The 15,618-nt window shown below is 56.3% G+C and carries 15 protein-coding genes, 1 tRNA gene and 1 riboswitch (1 of these 17 cut by a window edge); of the genes, 10 read left to right on the top strand and 6 right to left on the bottom strand.

What is annotated here, in order from left to right; all coding sequences use genetic code 11:
• A riboswitch (cobalamin riboswitch) is annotated at nt 1–226 on the top strand (it extends 11 nt beyond the left edge of the window).
• A 157-nt stretch (nt 227–383) separates the two neighbouring features.
• Together ACFE7X_RS17565 and ACFE7X_RS17560 are read left to right on the top strand one after the other, a co-directional pair.
• Nucleotides 384–2,363: a TonB-dependent receptor plug domain-containing protein gene (locus ACFE7X_RS17565; RefSeq protein WP_375436994.1), complete on the top strand. Its 1,980-nt coding sequence runs from the start codon at nt 384–386 to the stop codon at nt 2,361–2,363.
• A gap of 48 nt (nt 2,364–2,411) precedes the next feature.
• Nucleotides 2,412–3,506: a DUF5074 domain-containing protein gene (locus ACFE7X_RS17560; protein WP_375436993.1), complete on the top strand. Its 1,095-nt coding sequence runs from the start codon at nt 2,412–2,414 to the stop codon at nt 3,504–3,506.
• A gap of 109 nt (nt 3,507–3,615) precedes the next feature.
• Here ACFE7X_RS17560 and ACFE7X_RS17555 read toward each other — a convergent pair whose 3' ends face one another.
• The gene (locus ACFE7X_RS17555) at nt 3,616–3,894 is read right to left on the bottom strand and encodes a hypothetical protein (RefSeq protein WP_375436992.1); all 279 of its coding nucleotides are present in this window, start codon (nt 3,892–3,894) and stop codon (nt 3,616–3,618) included.
• Between the two features lie 143 nt (nt 3,895–4,037).
• Here ACFE7X_RS17555 and ACFE7X_RS17550 point away from each other — a divergent pair, with 143 nt between their 5' ends.
• The 3 genes from ACFE7X_RS17550 (at nt 4,038) to ACFE7X_RS17540 (ending at nt 7,637) form a co-directional block, all read left to right on the top strand.
• A complete protein-coding gene (locus ACFE7X_RS17550) occupies nt 4,038–4,379 on the top strand; it encodes a hypothetical protein (RefSeq protein WP_375436991.1) in 342 nt (113 codons plus the stop codon).
• A gap of 10 nt (nt 4,380–4,389) precedes the next feature.
• On the top strand, nt 4,390–4,962 hold the full coding sequence (locus ACFE7X_RS17545; RefSeq protein WP_375436990.1) for an AraC family transcriptional regulator: 573 nt from the start codon (nt 4,390–4,392) through the stop codon (nt 4,960–4,962).
• A gap of 344 nt (nt 4,963–5,306) precedes the next feature.
• The gene (locus ACFE7X_RS17540; RefSeq protein WP_375436989.1) at nt 5,307–7,637 is read left to right on the top strand and encodes a B12-binding domain-containing radical SAM protein; all 2,331 of its coding nucleotides are present in this window, start codon (nt 5,307–5,309) and stop codon (nt 7,635–7,637) included.
• Between the two features lie 132 nt (nt 7,638–7,769).
• On the opposite strand, the gene ACFE7X_RS17535 is transcribed toward ACFE7X_RS17540, so the two are convergent.
• The 3 genes from ACFE7X_RS17535 to ACFE7X_RS17525 form a co-directional block, all read right to left on the bottom strand.
• A complete protein-coding gene (locus ACFE7X_RS17535) occupies nt 7,770–8,864 on the bottom strand; it encodes a hypothetical protein (protein ID WP_375436988.1) in 1,095 nt (364 codons plus the stop codon).
• An 87-nt stretch (nt 8,865–8,951) separates the two neighbouring features.
• Nucleotides 8,952–9,488 (bottom strand): GNAT family N-acetyltransferase, encoded by a 537-nt coding sequence (locus ACFE7X_RS17530; RefSeq protein WP_375436987.1) that lies wholly within the window; start codon nt 9,486–9,488, stop codon nt 8,952–8,954.
• 75 nt (nt 9,489–9,563) lie between these two features.
• A complete protein-coding gene (locus tag ACFE7X_RS17525) occupies nt 9,564–9,797 on the bottom strand; it encodes a hypothetical protein (protein ID WP_375436986.1) in 234 nt (77 codons plus the stop codon).
• A gap of 161 nt (nt 9,798–9,958) precedes the next feature.
• Between ACFE7X_RS17525 and ACFE7X_RS17520 the strand changes: the two genes are divergently transcribed.
• From ACFE7X_RS17520 to ACFE7X_RS17505, 4 genes are all read left to right on the top strand, one after another.
• Nucleotides 9,959–10,031: transfer RNA gene (locus tag ACFE7X_RS17520), tRNA-Gly, on the top strand.
• Between the two features lie 265 nt (nt 10,032–10,296).
• Nucleotides 10,297–10,578 (top strand): hypothetical protein, encoded by a 282-nt coding sequence (locus ACFE7X_RS17515; RefSeq protein WP_375436985.1) that lies wholly within the window; start codon nt 10,297–10,299, stop codon nt 10,576–10,578.
• Between the two features lie 160 nt (nt 10,579–10,738).
• Nucleotides 10,739–10,942, top strand: coding sequence for a hypothetical protein (locus tag ACFE7X_RS17510; RefSeq protein WP_375436984.1), 204 nt, complete (start codon nt 10,739–10,741; stop codon nt 10,940–10,942).
• A gap of 6 nt (nt 10,943–10,948) precedes the next feature.
• Nucleotides 10,949–11,134, top strand: a complete 186-nt coding sequence (locus ACFE7X_RS17505; protein WP_375436983.1) for a hypothetical protein — start codon at nt 10,949–10,951, stop codon at nt 11,132–11,134.
• A gap of 145 nt (nt 11,135–11,279) precedes the next feature.
• Here the strand turns inward: ACFE7X_RS17505 and ACFE7X_RS17500 are convergent, their stop codons facing one another.
• Nucleotides 11,280–12,632: a PAS domain-containing sensor histidine kinase gene (locus tag ACFE7X_RS17500; RefSeq protein WP_375436982.1), complete on the bottom strand. Its 1,353-nt coding sequence runs from the start codon at nt 12,630–12,632 to the stop codon at nt 11,280–11,282.
• Nucleotides 12,622–14,007 carry a sigma-54-dependent transcriptional regulator gene (locus tag ACFE7X_RS17495; protein ID WP_375436981.1) on the bottom strand — a complete coding sequence of 462 codons (1,386 nt, stop codon included), beginning with the start codon at nt 14,005–14,007 and terminating at the stop codon, nt 12,622–12,624. The genes ACFE7X_RS17500 and ACFE7X_RS17495 overlap by 11 nt, the downstream gene beginning before the upstream one ends.
• Before the next feature lie 312 nt (nt 14,008–14,319).
• Here ACFE7X_RS17495 and ACFE7X_RS17490 point away from each other — a divergent pair, with 312 nt between their 5' ends.
• The gene (locus tag ACFE7X_RS17490) at nt 14,320–15,579 is read left to right on the top strand and encodes an efflux RND transporter periplasmic adaptor subunit (protein ID WP_375436980.1); all 1,260 of its coding nucleotides are present in this window, start codon (nt 14,320–14,322) and stop codon (nt 15,577–15,579) included.
• The last annotated feature ends 39 nt before the right edge of the window (nt 15,580–15,618 follow it).

The following is a 15,618-nucleotide window of genomic DNA, read 5'->3' as shown; positions in this document are numbered from 1 at the left end:
CTGTAAAGGTGGCCAGACTCCGATTGGGGAGCGAGGCTGAAAAGGGAATCCGGTTGAATTCCGGAGCTGTCCCCGCAACTGTACGCTTCACGAGTTTGGCGCGCCTCTGCTGCCACTGTTTCGTTAAAAGCTTCTCGTCTCATCAGACATCAGACGAAGCCGGAGAAATGGGAAGGCGGCGCGCCGGAAGCAAGCCAGGAGACCTGCCTTTGCATTTCCAATGTTCAGCGCCTTCGGAGGAAGGGCGGAGAATGAATGCAGTGGCGGCTTTCGGGCAGCCAGTTTGTTCTGTTTTCGGCCTCGGCTTCGGCGTGGTTTTCCTATCAAGAAAACTGTTCCAGAAGTTTTGAACTGAATTTTCCTAACCTGGAGATTTAGTTCCGATGATTGATTTTCGTGAGCGGCTTACTTTTCTGCCACCACTAGGCTGCCACTGGCTCAGGGCCCTATTAGTAGGCAGTATGCTAGCAGGGCCGGCAGCGGTAGCCCAGCGCGCACCTTTATCTGCCCTCGATTCGGTGCAGCAACTGCCCACTGTGCGAGTACCCGGTATTCGGCTGAGCCGGTTTGCGGTGGGCAGCCGCGTCCTCACGCTGGATTCAACGGCCCTGGCACCGTACCGTAGCGGCACTTTGACGGAGGCTTTGTCGGCGCGTACACCGCTTTATCTGAAAAACTACGGTCCGGGTCAACTTAGTACCATCACGATGCGCGGCACCTCGGCGCAGCATACGGCCGTACTTTGGAACGGCTTCAATATTATGCTGCCTACGCTGGGACAGAATGATTTTGCGCTGCTGCCCGTAAGCGGCAATTCGCGGGTAGATGTGCAGCCGGGGCCGGCAGCGGGCCTGTACGGTTCGGGAGCAGTGGGCGGCACGATTCTGCTGTCGTCGCCGGTGCAGTGGGGAGCGGGGCTGCGGGGCGCAGTGCAAGTGGAAGGCGGCAGTTTCGGGCTGCGGGCGGGCAACGTGGAAAGCAGCTTCAGCAACCAAAAGTTGGCCCTGCGCACCAGCGTATTCTACCGGCAGACGCAAAACAACTTTTTCTATAGTTCGCCCGAAATTGGGGGAGTGGTGCGGCGGCGGCAAGAAAACGCCAGCCTCTGGCAAGCCAGTATAGCGCAGGATTTAACGCTGCGCGTAGGGCAGCGAGGCGAAGTGACGGCCGCGCTTTGGCTAACCGATGCCGACCGCCACTTACAACCTGCTATTGGCGCCGCTAACAGCAACGCGCAGGAACGAGACCAAAGCCGCCGGCTAACAGCAGGCTACCGCTTGGTAGCTACCCGGCACGAATGGGCGGTGCGCGGAGCCTGGTTTGAAGACGTGCTGAACTACCGCGACGATGCCAACGGCCTGAGCGAATCACGGGTACGCACCACGCAGGCCCAAGCCGAGCACACCTGGAACGTAGCGCCCAATGCGTCGGTGCGGCTGGGAGCGGAGGCGCAGCATTTCACCGCACAAGTGGATGGGTACGGTTCGGAGCCTCTTACCGAACAGCGCTATGCCGGTTACGGCCTGGTCCGCTACGACCCCTGGCCCCGGCTACAGCTTTCTCTTAATTTACGCCAAGCCGTACTACCTGGCCGCCGGCCGCCCCTCACTCCTACTACCGGCGTGCAGTGGCAGCTAATCGAAACCGAGAGCCAGACCGTGCAACTGAAAGGTAGCGCATCGCGCAGCTATCGTGCCCCTACCCTCAATGAGCGGTATTGGCGGCCCGGTGGCAACCCCGACTTGCTGCCTGAAACTGGGCTTGGCTACGAAACTGGCCTCGTCCACACCTTTACCAAGGCCGCCGCTCACCTTAGCCTGCAAACCGAACTAACGGCGCACCAACAACTAGTAGACAACTGGGTGCAGTGGACGCCCTCCACTACGGGCACTTGGTCGCCGCGCAATCTTCGGCAAGTGCGGGCGCGGGGCGTAGAGGCCAGCAGCCAACTAACCTGGAAGCCAGGTGCGTACCGGCTCTTGGCCCGATTGGCTTACAATTTCACCGAGTCAGAGAAAGTAAGCGGCGCCATTTATGATGCCGATCCTACGGGTCGGCAGTTGCCCTACGTGCCCTTGCACACGGCCGCCTTTAGCACGGACCATCACTGGCAGCACTGGGAAGCCAGCAGCACGCTCACTTTCACCAGCTTCCGCTACACCGACGCGTCCAGCCCGGATTTTCTGCCGTCCTACTTCCTACTGAACGCCACGCTGGGACGCACGCTGCTGCTTCACTCTAGCTGGAAACTAACGGCGTTGGCGCAAGCCTTCAACCTAGCCAATAGCAACTACCAAAGCTACCAGAACCGGGCCATGCCGCCCCGCTACGCGGCAGTTAGTGTGCGCCTCGCTTGGCGCTAGCAGCTAGGCAACTTCTCTGAATTTCTTGTTTCATCCTCTCTTTTCCTCATGAAATCATCTTTCGCGTTTACAAGCGCGCCCACTCGGGTGCTATTGGGCACTGCCGCTACCCTGAGTTTATTGGCCTGCGACCCCAACTCCGATCCAAATCCGGCCCAGCCTATTGCCGTCACAAAAACGGTATTCGTAGTGAACGAAGGCAACTTTTTGCGGTCAAACGCGGAAATCAGCTCCTTTAGCAAAGCCACCAATGCTTTGCTGAATGCAAACTTGTTTTCGACCGTCAACACTCGGCCCCTCGGCGACGTGGCACAGAGTATGGCCGCGCAAGACAGCACCGGCTACATCGTGGTCAACAACAGCAACAAGGTGGAAGTGGTAAACCTACGGACGTTCCGGTCATTGGCTACCATTAGCAACCTGAAATTGCCCCGGTATTTTGCAGCAGCTTCCGCTAGCAAGGGATATGTAAGCGAGACTGTATCGTATTCGGGGGCGGCGGGCCAGGTATCGGTGATTGACTTGAAAACCAATACCATCACCAAGTTCCTTGCCGTGGGCAAGCAACCAGAACGTCTGCTGGTGGTAGGCAACCGCTTATACGTAGCCAACGGGGGCGAAAACACAATAACGGTTATCAATACCACCACCGACGCAGTGGAAGGCACCATCACGGTAGGCGACTCGCCGAACAGCTTGGCGCTGGACCGTAACAACAAGCTATGGGTGCTGAGCGGCGGCAAGGTGGCTTATGATGCCAACTTCAATGTCGACTATGCCAAGACCACCAAAGGCAGCCTATCGAGCATCGTGCCGGGGCAGCTTACGGCCACTACTCGGGAACTGGCAACAAACCTAGCCCAGCCCAACCGCTTAACGACCAACGGCGCCAAAGACCAACTCTACTACACGTTCCAAGGCGGCGTATATGCCCTTGGAATCAACGAAGCCACTTTGCCTACTACTCCGTTCATTCGGCGCAGCTTGTACGGATTGGGAGTTGACCCACAAGACAACACGATTTACGGCGGCGTGTCCAACTCCTTTAGCGGCGCGGGCAAAGTCGTTCGGTACCAGAGCACCGGCGCGCCCATCGATTCGTTCAACGTAAGTGTAGGTCCGAACAGCTTCTTGTTCTATTAAGCGTTCTTGTGAGGGTAGAGTACAGGCAATTGCTTGTGCTTGCCCCACAAAAAAGGCCGGCTTCCTCACGGAGCCGGCCTTTTTTTATTGAACCAGATAGCGGGTTTGCTTAGTCGGCAAGGCCGTCGTTGTTGCGGTCCTTGCGGTCAGCGGCCCCTTCATATACTTGGCGGTTACTCGGGGTCCGGGTAGTGTCGCGCTGGAGGCCAGCGGTAGCGGAGTCGCTGCCGGAAGCAGACGCCTGCATATCGTCGGAATCATTATCCTTATAAGAGTCGCGCTCCACGTTGGTGGCACCCGAGTCACTGCCGGTATTGCAGGAAGTGAGAGAGGCAGCAGTCAGCAGGGCGGCAACAACCAGTAGGCGGGGCGTAAAAGAGTACTTCATGGCAAAAAAGTAGTAGCGGTGTGGCGGAAAGACATTCCGTATGAGTTATGATACGTTAAAGTAAAGGCATCGTTACTGGTGGCGCAGCCGATTGAATCCAACCTGCATTAGAAGCGGTATATTTGCCTTTCCGCTGTTGTCTTATGAGCCGTTCTGCTTCTCCTTCCTTCAACTACCGACCATTGCTGCGGCGAGCCGGCATTCTGGCGGTTGTGAGTCTGGTATTAGCCCTGTTGTTGGTGCTGTTCCTGTTTGGCATCGAAGATGAATTTTTCCGTCGAGTAGCTGGTGCTTTTTTCGTATTTTTCTGGCTGTTGTCCATAACATTTTTGGGGGTAGTTCCCTTTGTAAGTTGGGCAGCTAACCGCTGGTTTAGCAACAATTTCAGTAGAACTAGTGTCCCGCTTGCCCGTAAGCCCCGAACCGCCTCTTCCTCGGCAACCGTTCGTAAGCCTGTGCGTACAGTATCTGGTCATAATAAATAATCCATAACCCGTGAAAACAACACTGCTCCATATTAAGAACATGGTTTGCCCACGCTGCGTGGAAGCCGTCCGCACCTTACTCGAACAAGCTGGCTACCACCCGACGGAGGTAACCCTGGGCCACGCTCAACTCGACAAGGATACTCCTGCCGACCCTGCTGCTGTGGCGCCTATCTTACGTGAAGCTGGTTTTGACGTGCTCATGGGCCGGGCCGAACAAATGACCGAGCAAATCAAGGCCGCTTTGGCCGAGTATCTAGAGCACCTACGCACAGCGCGGATGCCGCTCACCACCTCGGCTTTCCTTACGGATCGTTTCGCGGCCACCTATTCGCATCTGAGCAAGGTGTTTTCGCGGACGGCCAACTTAACTATCGAGAAATACTTGATTCGGTTGAAAATCGAGCAAGTAAAAGAAATGTTGAGCTACGGTGAGATGACGCTCAGCGAAATTGCCGACCAAATGCGCTACAGCAGCGGCCAGCACCTGAGCAATCAGTTCCGTCAAGTTACGGGCCGCTCCGTGAGTGAGTTCCGTCGCGACTTGCTGCCCAAGCGCATGTCGCTCGATCAACTGGCATAAGTTTTAGTAAGCTATAGTATAACAGCCCGGCTTCCATTAAGGAGGCCGGGCTGTTACTTTTCAAGATAAAAGCCGCCTTACTTCAGTATCCTACTATCTCTACTGTTTCCTGAAGTCCACGTAGTAGCTCACAGTCTGTAGAAAACCGAAATCAGGTGGTTTTAGCGCCGCGTAGTGGTGCCAGACCGGCTGGCGTCTCTAGCACCCGTTACGCGGCGCGGTATTGGTTGAATGGCAAGAGACTACGCGGCCATCCGTAACTTTAGTTATAGAGGGAACGGACTGTTGCGTAGCGACGTTTTGCCGAACCGTATCTTTGCGGTTCGCTTTGTTGTTGTGCTCCCGTGCCTACTTCTTCTCTTCGCATCCTGCTTGTTACGCCGCCGCTTACGCAGCTAAACACGCCCTATCCGGCCACGGCCTACTTGAAGGGCTTCTTGGGTGGACGCGGCTACCGCAACGTAACGCAAGCTGATTTGGGACTAGAGCTGGTGCTGAAGCTGTTTTCCGAAAACGGATTGCGGCGAGCGTTCGCCGAAATAGAAGCCGGCCAGTTTGAGTTGAGCGACAACGCCCGCCGAATGTTGCGGCTACAACGCAGCTACCTCAGTACCATTGGGCCAGTGGTCCGCTTCCTCCAAAACAAGGATAATACTCTGGCGCCGCGTATCTGCCATAGCCGGTTCCTGCCCGAAGCCAGCCGGTTTGACAACATAGCCGACTTAGAAGCGGCCTTCGGCTCGATGGGCCTTACCGACCAAGCCCGCCACTTGGCTACGCTGTACTTGGAAGACCTCGGCGACTTAATCAAGGAAACGGTAGGGCCGCAGTTCGGCTTTTCGCGCTACGCCGAGAAACTGGCTATGTCGGCCACCTCTTTCGACGCCATACAGGAGGCGCTGCATACGCCGCCCAACCTGCTCGACCAGATGCTGTTGGAGTTGCTGGACGAACTGGTGAGCCGCGTACAACCCGATGTGGTAGGTTTCACGGTGCCTTTCCCCGGCAACCTCTACGGCGCCTTACGACTAGCTGGCCGCGTCAAAGAAACTAGCCCCGCTACCAAGACCCTGATGGGCGGCGGCTACCCCAATACCGAGCTTCGCCAGATCCAAGAGCCTCGCTTTTTCGATTACATCGACTACCTAACGCTCGACGATGGGGAAGGTCCGTGGCTGCGGCTGCTAGACCATATAGAGCAGGAAAAGGAACACGCTGCTCCGTCTGTCGTCGGTTTTGCCGAAGCATCTCACGGGCTGACGCAGAACTATTATTCCAGTGATAACACGCAGGGCACGTCAACTTTAGATTTTCTCGCTCAGCAAGACGCTCCTTCAGGGCCGCTCCGAGGGCAGTTTCAGCGTACTTTTCTGCGCAACGCAGCCGGTGAGGTGGAATATAGCAACTACCCGCACCCCGACATTCCGCACCCCGAAGTGGGCACGCCAGATTATTCCGATCTGCCGCTGAGCGAATATCTATCGGTGATTGAGGTACTCAACCCCATGCACCGCCTTTGGAGCGACGGGCGCTGGAACAAGCTCACGGTAGCCCACGGCTGCTATTGGAAACGCTGCTCGTTCTGCGATGTGACGCTGGACTACATCTCCCGCTACGAAACGGCTCCCGCTACCCTACTCGTCGACCGTATCGAACAGCTTATCGCCCAAACCGGACAAACCGGCTTTCACTTTGTGGATGAGGCCGCGCCGCCGTTGGCTTTGCGCGACTTAGCTATCGAGTTGCTGAAGCGCCGAATCAGTATTACGTGGTGGGGCAACATTCGCTTCGAGAAAACCTTTACTCCCGACTTGTGTAGGCTGCTAGCCGCCTCGGGCTGCATCGCCGTATCGGGCGGGCTGGAAGTAGCGTCGGATAGGCTGTTGGCTTTAATGGAAAAAGGCGTCACGATTGCGCAGGTAGCCCGCGTGACGGATGGCTTCACGCAGGCGGGCATTATGGTGCATGCTTACCTGATGTATGGCTTCCCCACCCAAACCGCCCAAGAAACCGTGGATAGCCTGGAAGTGGTGCGGCAGTTGTTTGCGGCCGGTATCGTGCAAAGCGGCTACTGGCACCGCTTCTCGATGACGGCCCATTCGCCGGTAGGCAAAAATCCCGCGAAATACCACGTAGTGCCCACCGGTCCCGAGCCGGGTTCTTTCGCCTGGAACGACCTGTGGCACGACGACCCCACCGGCACCGACCACGAGCAGTTTGGGCCAGGTTTGGCCAAAGCTCTTTACAACTACCTGCACGGTGTGGCCCTGCAAGAACCACTGAGTTTCTGGTTCGACTTCCGGGTACCCAAAACCGTGGTTCCGCGCCAACTCATCCAGCAGGCTCTGCAAGAACCCAGCAAGCCCGATGCTGCCAAGCAGAATCAGCGACTATTCTGGTTGGGCAACGCCCCTGACCTTCGGCAAGAATCCGGTAAGAAAGGCCCGCGTGCCGTGCTTACGTTTTTTGAGCAGGCCGAAGACTTTGAGCTGACCGTACCAACCGCGCTTGGCTCGTGGCTGCAAGAGTTGCTTACGACCCTAACGCAAGACTACGACACCAAGCTTCCACTGAAAGATGCCGCCCGCACATTCCCGGCCGGGCAGTCTTTCCAGCAGTTCCTGGAGTCACCGTCGTGGCAGTTGTTGCGGGAAAAGGGGCTTCTAATTTTGTAGCAGCACAGCAGTGTCTGCGCTTTGCTACCACAATAGCTTATTGATAGTGCGTAGGCATACTTTGCTGCCACAGTCATTTTAGGCTGTTTCTCGGAAACCACCAGCAGGAAATTTTTGTAGAGAAGCTTGAGTTTATTTACGCCACTCTTGCACCGCTTTTACGTAGCCAGGGGCTGGCCGGGGCCAAATCCATTTCCCGTCTTCCGTTAAGCCCCCAGGCACTCGAAAGTTGGCATCCGCCTTCGGAAATGTCCGAAGTAGGGTATTACGTCGAGAGCCTAACGCATTGCGTAGTCGGCGGGTGCTTTCTTTCACGTTCAATGAGGTGTCGGCAGCAGCATACAGTCCCAATACCGGCACCCGCTGCCGGGTAAGCGCCTGGAACGGCTTGGCTTGCTGAAGCGAAGCTACTGGCACATTTTCCAGCACCACAAAAGTCGCTGGTGGCGCAACTACACTGGCGGCGGGTGCTACGGCGGCGGCCACGGCACCGTAGGCCCAAAGTCCGATTTGCGTGGTATCGGTAGTCGGCGCATGCCGCAAGGCTAAGAGCACGGCAGTGGCCGAACGGAGCGTAGCGGAGTCAGGCAGTTCGGCCGCCAGATTTACTGGCACGACAGTAGTTATAAAGCCCTGCCGGGTTAATTGATTTGCTCGGGCAGTGGCGGCAGCTAGGTGGGTGGAATCTGCAAAAAGCGCTATAGCCGCGTGCTGAGAGGCTGTATCGTTGGGAAGTAGCACGGTAAGAGGTGGCGCAGCTAGCGCCGCCAGCGTTGGCAACTGTTTTTCCTGGTAAGGGCGCGGCTCCGGCTGCCCACGCCGCACCCATACAAAGTCAACTCTGGCACTGTCCAGCGTAAACACGCCACGCAGAAAATCACCTTCGCGGATGGCAGTAATCTGAATGCCACCTGGCTGAACGGGTTCTTCGAAACGAAGCTGCGGTTCGGTATAGCTAAGATTAGCCGCCGCAAAGTCGAGTCCTTCTAGTTGCGGGAAATGCAGATCGGCCTCTAATTGGCCGGGTTTGCTTTCCCGCAGATCCAACACCGCCAGCAGTTCCGTACCCTGGTAGCTGATTGATCCTTCATAGTGGCCCGTAGGCAGTGCTACCACCGCCTGCTGGCTTGAATCAAGAGAGCAACTCGACAGCAGCGAAACCACCACCGACCACCATACGGCCCGGCGGCGCCAAGAGGAAACAAAAACGGAACGAGTATTTCTCACGCAATGGGCAGGATGATGCAACACAAAGGTAAACCAGAAGTCAAACTTGGTCTTGCACCCACGCCGGCTTTGGCAGCGCAGCTTGTCTTATAACCCCTTCCGCATAATTAGATCAGTCTGTTTATCAGCGCCAAGCATGAATTCGTGCTGCCCAATAACCTTGAACCCAAAGCGACGATAAAATTCAATAGCTCGACTGTTCTTTTCCCACACGCCAAGCACCACCGAGCGGCACGCCTTCTGCCGGGCCTCTTCAATAACCCGCCGTATCAAGGAAGCCCCCAAACCGGTACCTATCCAATCTCCCCGCACATACAGCCGCTCAATTTCGACGCGTTGGTCGGGCGCTTTGCCAGGTTCCAAACCTAGCAAAGACTTGAAGCGCAGCTTGGCATATCCCACCAACTCCTGCTGCATTCGAGCCAGCAGAAACACGGTATCCGCCTCCTCCAGCTCAGCCAATTGCTTGTCTAAACTAAAGTTAGCGGCCAAATAAGCCGCCATATCTTCCGGGCGGTTATCGGCGGCAAATGTATCTTGAAAGGTTTGGTGACCTAACGCAGCGAGTTGAGCTGCTGTAGCCGCATTCTGACGGGCAATGGTGATAAGGAGCGGAGATGACATATGATGCAAATCTACGTAGGACGGCGGATCCAATCGCGCCCAGCACTGCGTTTGCAGCGGTGAGTAGTTATTCGACTACACTCTGCTACGCCGGGCCATGCTCCATCCAAAGCGCAGCAGCAACACCCCGCCAACCAACAGCAGCAAACTGAACACCAACTCCCGGTTGTAGAGCGCAGCCATACCAGTTTGCTGGTACAGATAGTAGGTTATGCCGATGCGCAGTGCCAACGCTACAAGCAGCATAAAACCAGCCAACATATTCAACCGACCCACGAGACGGCGTGTAACGGGAGGAAGCGGAGCCATAGAAACAAAATTGATGAGCAAAGCAGCCGGTTCTTATACGCCGACAAGTTTAAACTAGTAAACGGGCTGCTGAATTCCCTAGTACGGAAAGAACTGTCATCTACAAACCTTTAAGCGTTGCAAATTGATTTCCGCAACGTATTTTTGTTTCACCAAATCCTGCGAGAGTAGCTCAGTTGGTAGAGCATCAGCTTCCCAAGCTGAGGGTCGCGAGTTCGAGCCTCGTTTCTCGCTCACTGTAAAACAGCCCGCTAGACATACGTCTAACGGGCTGTTTTGCTTTCGAGGTCTGCTATGGCACCGCTAAGATTAGCGCTCATATAGCTGAACAGCAACAGGTAACACAAGAAACGGCGCAATTATTTTCCCGGCTATTCGTGCAACTGAGGTTGAGGAACGGCGTACCAATAATCGGCTCGCTTTAGTAAGTTCTGCTAAGGTCAGCTACCGGTTCGGCCGCTTATCGGCCGCTTTTCCACCACCTTTATCACCTGCGATTATGTCTAAGCAATCTGGAAAACGCAGCCAACACGACCCCAAGGCTGGACCAAACGCCAATCCCAAGATCAGCAACCAATCATCGGAGCAGGCGCAGCACGCCGGTTCCATCGACCACGACCGTTCGGTGCGTAGCGGCTTGTCGGGCCAGGCTAGCCAGCCGCATATAGCGGCAGATGAAAACATGAAAGATCGGGTAGCAGGCGACATGGAAAGCGGCACCGGCCTGAATGCGCCCAGCGGCAAAGGAAGCACCCGCAAAGGCCAGAGCCAAGATGGATAAGCAGTGCGCAGCACATTTTCCGGCTGGCACCCGGTAGGCAGCAACTGCTTCACTTACATGATGAAGTACGCCATAAATAAGTAATCGTCGCTCTACTTGGGGCAGGCTGGGTATTTCCCAATCTGGTGCTCGTATTCATTCTCTTTGAAAGTGGCTGGAAGTGCGCTTAGATCAAGCGCGGTCAGCGCTACAGGGTACACTGGGTCTGACTACACTCAACTTCATCATCACGACGCTTGGTCGTAGGGCAATGGCTGTGCTGGCGGGAGTAGGCAGCGGCTACTTGTGGTCGGTGCTCATGAACCGGGTGCCTACGCTGCTCAAAACTCGGTTTTCTACGCCCGACTTCGTATTTATTCTTTAGGATCTGATGGAAATGCTGGGCTTTAGCGGGCCAATTGCCGTGCTATTTTCCAGCATCACGCTCAGCAACGTCCTGCTGCACCCCGGTGAGCTGCGGCGCTACTTGCCTAGCCATCACGTAGAACTGACTGCCTTGGAGAATGATTTTTTCTTGGAAATCGTGTTCCTGCTGCGTACGTTCTTCTTTATATAGGTAGGCATGTCGTTCATACTCGATAATGGTTACCTGATAGCGCTGGGCGTTGGCATCACCGTGCTCCTGTTCTTGGTGCGCATTCCGGTGGCATTCGTCACCGCCGACTGAAATGTTCCGCAGTTCGACATGGCTTTTTAACAACTTAAAATTCCAACCGAAAAACCGTGCCTTCCCCCTCGGTCGACTGCACTTTGACGCTGCCTTTGTGCAGGTGCATTATCTGCTTCACCAAGCTTAACCCGATGCCCGTACCATTTTTGCGGGTGGTAAAGAAGGGAATAAAGATGCTGTCGAATAACTCTGCCGGGATGCCGCTGCCATTATCAACTACTTCCATCAGCACGCGGCCGGATTCCACTTGGCGGGCTCGCAGCTTAATGCGCGGGTGCGAACCTAGACGCACGGCGTAGGCAGCGTTAAGTATGAGGTTGATGAGCACCTGCTCCATGAGTCGGCTATCGGCTTGTAGCTGCAAATCGGCGGGTTCCACGGCTGTCAGCAGTTCGACATTGTCTTGCTGTAGCTGCGGAGTCATCAGCCGGCGGATGCTATTGAACAGCTCCTGCACGTACACAGTGGTTAAAAGCGGGGCGTTGATGGTGCTCAGGTCGCGGTAGACTTGGGCGAACCGGAGCAGGCCCTCGCTGCGGTCCTGAATGATGGCCATGCCTTCGGCAACGTCGTCGAGCAGGGCTTGGTCGGGGTGCGCGGGCTGGGGCACTTGCTGTAGTTCGCGGCGCAGGTGCCGGCGCAGAGTATCGGCTAGCGAGGCAATGGGTGCTACCGAGTTCATGATTTCGTGGGTCATCACGCGCAGCAGCTTCTGCCAGGCGGCGGTTTCGGTTTCGTCGAGCGTGTCGCCCACGTTCTTGAATGCTATCAGCGTGAACTGGCGGCTTTGCAGCCTAAACGACGTAGCCGACAGCAAGAGTTGCATGGATTGGGAACCAACTGTCAGCTTTACTACGGCGGGTGTGCCGGGCCGTAGTTGCTGAATGGCCTCGTAGAGCGCTGGCAAGCGCTTTTGCAGAGTTTGAACGTTTTTCAGGTAAGGCAGTTCCAACGTTTGCTTAAAGGCCTCGTTCACCCACTCCACTTGGCCCTCGGTGTCGTAGGAGATAATGCCGGTATCGATGAGCTGCAACACGGTTTGCAAGTAGGTGAACTGGGCTTCGCGCTCGGCGCTGAGCTGCCGGAACGTGGCGTTGAGTTGATTGAAAGCCGCGTGCAACGGCCGTAGGGCGTGGTTGGGGTGAGCTTCGTTGTAATGCTGCGCGAAGTCGCGGTACTTGACGGCCAGCAGGAAATCGGCTAGGGCTTGCGTGTGGCGCGTGACGTAGCGGGCTAGCTCCCACACTGCCAAGCTCAACAGCACAGCCGCACCAAATAATAGCGCATAAAGGCCCTGCTGCCAGGCGTACAAAATGGCGCACAGCAAGCCGAATAGCCCAAGCAGCCGTAGCATAATGCCTGTTTCCAGCCGCTTAAAGGTCATGTTTTTCGAGGCGGCGGTAGAGGGCGGTACGGGTCAGGCCGAGTTCTTTGGCGGCTTTGGTGATGTTGCCGTTGTGGCGCTCAATGACGCGCATAATCGTGTGACGCTCCACTTCGCTGAGTTGCAGCGGACCATCCTCCGGTACAGACGATGGCGCGCTGCCACCCGCGGCGGTTTCCATAGCTGAAAAGTGAAAATCTCGAGGGCGCAGCACGTCGTTTTCGGCCAGGATAACGGCCCGCTCCACCGCGTGTTGCAGTTCGCGCACGTTGCCGGGCCAGTTGTGCTGCTTCAGCTTGAGCAAGGCAGCCGCCTCGAAGCTTGGCGTGGGCTTCCGGTTGCGAGTAGCATAAAGCGCGGCAAAGTGCCGGGCCAGCAGCAGCACATCATCGCCGCGGACGCGCAGAGGTGGCAGCGTGATTTCGACGGTGTTGAGGCGGTATATCAGGTCTTTGCGAAACTGGTTGTGAGCAGCTAGCTCGTAAAGCGGCGCGTTGGTAGCCGACACCAGCCGGATATCAACGGGCACGGGGGTGTTGCTGCCCACCGGAATTACTTGGCGGTTTTGCAAGGCGGTGAGCAGCTTGGCTTGCTGGGGCAGGGAGATATTGCCGATTTCATCGAGAAACAGCGTGCCGCCCCCCGCCGCTTCGAACCGGCCCAGGCGGTCCTCGCGGGCGTCGGTGAAGGCGCCTTTCTTGTGGCCGAACAACTCACTCTCGAATACGCCTTCGCTCATGGCCGCTAAGTCGGCCGTTACGAAGGGCTTGGTGGCGCGGAATGAGCGTTGGTGCAAGGCCTTTGCGACCAGTTCTTTGCCCGTGCCGTTTTCGCCCAGCAGCAGAATATTGGCTTCGGTGGGAGCTACCTTCTCGATCTTGTGAAACACCTCCTGCATCGCCTCCGACTCTCCTAGCAGATCGAACCCCGTGAAGGAACCAGGAGGGTGTGGCGGGCCACTCGCGGCAGAAGCTTTGCCAACGGCGGTGCGCTGTTGCAGAGCCGCTTCGAGGGTTTCGAGCAACTGCGCGTTGTGCCAGGGCTTAACGATGAAATCGGTGGCGCCGGCTTTCAAGGAGCGCACCGCCGTACCGACTTCGCCGTGGGCCGTAATCATGATGACGGAAGCGGCGGGGTCTTTTTCGCGGATGCGGCCGAGCCAATATAGGCCTTCGTTGCCGCTGCCCAACGTGCTTTTGTAGTTCATATCCAGGAAAATCACGTCGAAGCGTTGCTTGCTGAGCAGCGACATGAGTAGCTCCGGATTCTTTTCGGTTACCACTTCCTGCACCTCGGTTTTCAGCAATAGGCGCATAGCGAACAGCACGTCCGTTTCGTCGTCAACCACCAAAACACGCGCTTTTTTCAGGATCATGGAAGGGACAACAATAACCGAACAGGAGTTGGCTTCACTCCCGGAAGCGAAGCTCTGAAATACCTATCACAAACTGTACTAATTTCTGAAAAGCTGCTTCTGCGGGTTTGGCAAAGGTTTTCGGGTGGTTGGGGTGGGGTAGGTGTATCAGTAGCGAACAGCAGAGTGTATCGAAAACGAACAGTTTTGAAAGGCAAACAAAATTCTAAACTTGTAACCTATTAATTATCATCTATTTATCATGCTGGCATCGTTCTTCGGGTGTTCTCTACCAACGGTTTTTCAGTGGGCTCATCAACCGTTGCCAAGCGTATGGATGTACCAATTGAAAAGAAAACCTGGACTACAAGCAGGCTGCTCTTGCTGGCAGCCGTCGTGCTGCTGCTGGCACTAGTAGCGGCTAGCCTACTGACCGCCGCCGGGACTGCCAAGCTGAACGTAGATCCGGAGCGGCTGACGATCAGCGAAGTTACCCGTGGGCCTTTCCAGGAGTTCGTGTCGGTAGATGGGGCCGTGATGCCCATTAAGACCATCTACCTCGACGCCCCGGAAGGGGGCAGTGTGCAGCGCATTCTGGTGGAAGATGGCGCTACGCTGCAACCCGGCCAGCCCATCATTCAACTGGCTAACACCGACTTGCAACTGGAAATGGTGAACCGCGAAACGGCGGTGTTCGACCTGATGAACAACCTGCACAACACGCGCAACCTGCTCCAGCAAAACCGTATTCAGCAGCTCAACCAACTAGCCGACATCGACCACCAGCTGCAAGAAGCCAAACGCCTGTTCGACCTCAACCAAACGCTGTACGAGCAGAAGGTGATTTCCAAGCAAGACTTCTTGCAAACCCAAAACAACTACCAGTATCAGAAGCGGCGGCAACTGCTCACACGCCAAGCTCTGCGGCAAGATTCGGTGACCATGCGCCAACAAATCGACCAGATGCAGCAGTCGGTAGGGCGCATGCAAAGCAATCTAGCCCTGATGCGCCACAAGCTCGACGACCTGACCATTAAGGCGCCCGCAGCCGGGCGTATTACGTCGCTCAACGCCGAGATTGGGGAACTGAAGACCCGCGGACAGCGCATCGGCCAGCTGGATATGCTGTCGGGCCTGAAGGTGCGCGCCACCGTCGATCAGTACTACATTTCGCGCATTTTTCCCGGCCAAAAAGCCGAAATAGCCTTGAACGGCAAACGCTATCCGCTCAGCGTGACGAAAATCTTCCCGCAGGTTACGCGGGGCCTGCAAGTGGACCTGGAATTCACGGGTCCGACCCCGCCCGATATCCGCCGTGGCCAGTCGGTGCCGGTGCGCCTGGCACTGAGCGACCAGACGCAGGCTGTGCGCGTGCCTCGCGGGGGCTTCAACCAGAAAACCGGCGGCAACTGGATATTCAAAGTCAGTGAAAACGGCACCAAGGCCTACAAAGCCGACATCCGGCTGGGCCGCCAGAACCCGGATTATTACGAAGTACTGGATGGCCTCAAGCCCGGCGACCGGGTGGTAACGTCCAGCTACGAAGGCTACGACAACATGGGCGAGCTAACGCTGACCGCCAAACAGGAATAGTTCGTTTTGAAACAATCAGAAAAAGCCATCATGCCAGGG

This window comes from uncultured Hymenobacter sp., from assembly GCF_964242765.1.
Taxonomy (GTDB): Bacteria; Bacteroidota; Bacteroidia; order Cytophagales; family Hymenobacteraceae; genus Hymenobacter.
Note: the sequence above shows the minus strand (reverse complement) of the source record. Positions and strands in the feature narration are given on the sequence as shown.

Bases quoted from the DNA above. Each gene is read 5' to 3' on its own strand.
- ACFE7X_RS17490 (WP_375436980.1), top strand. From the start codon at position 14,320: ATGGATGTACCAATTGAAAAGAAAACCTGGACTACAAGCAGGCTGCTC.
- ACFE7X_RS17530 (WP_375436987.1), bottom strand. From the start codon at position 9,488: ATGTCATCTCCGCTCCTTATCACCATTGCCCGTCAGAATGCGGCTACA.
- ACFE7X_RS17555 (WP_375436992.1), bottom strand. From the start codon at position 3,894: ATGAAGTACTCTTTTACGCCCCGCCTACTGGTTGTTGCCGCCCTGCTG.
- ACFE7X_RS17550 (WP_375436991.1), top strand. From the start codon at position 4,038: ATGAGCCGTTCTGCTTCTCCTTCCTTCAACTACCGACCATTGCTGCGG.
- ACFE7X_RS17525 (WP_375436986.1), bottom strand. From the start codon at position 9,797: ATGGCTCCGCTTCCTCCCGTTACACGCCGTCTCGTGGGTCGGTTGAAT.
- ACFE7X_RS17500 (WP_375436982.1), bottom strand. From the start codon at position 12,632: ATGACCTTTAAGCGGCTGGAAACAGGCATTATGCTACGGCTGCTTGGG.
- ACFE7X_RS17505 (WP_375436983.1), top strand. From the start codon at position 10,949: ATGGAAATGCTGGGCTTTAGCGGGCCAATTGCCGTGCTATTTTCCAGC.
- ACFE7X_RS17560 (WP_375436993.1), top strand. From the start codon at position 2,412: ATGAAATCATCTTTCGCGTTTACAAGCGCGCCCACTCGGGTGCTATTG.
- ACFE7X_RS17515 (WP_375436985.1), top strand. From the start codon at position 10,297: ATGTCTAAGCAATCTGGAAAACGCAGCCAACACGACCCCAAGGCTGGA.
- ACFE7X_RS17565 (WP_375436994.1), top strand. From the start codon at position 384: ATGATTGATTTTCGTGAGCGGCTTACTTTTCTGCCACCACTAGGCTGC.
- ACFE7X_RS17495 (WP_375436981.1), bottom strand. From the start codon at position 14,007: ATGATCCTGAAAAAAGCGCGTGTTTTGGTGGTTGACGACGAAACGGAC.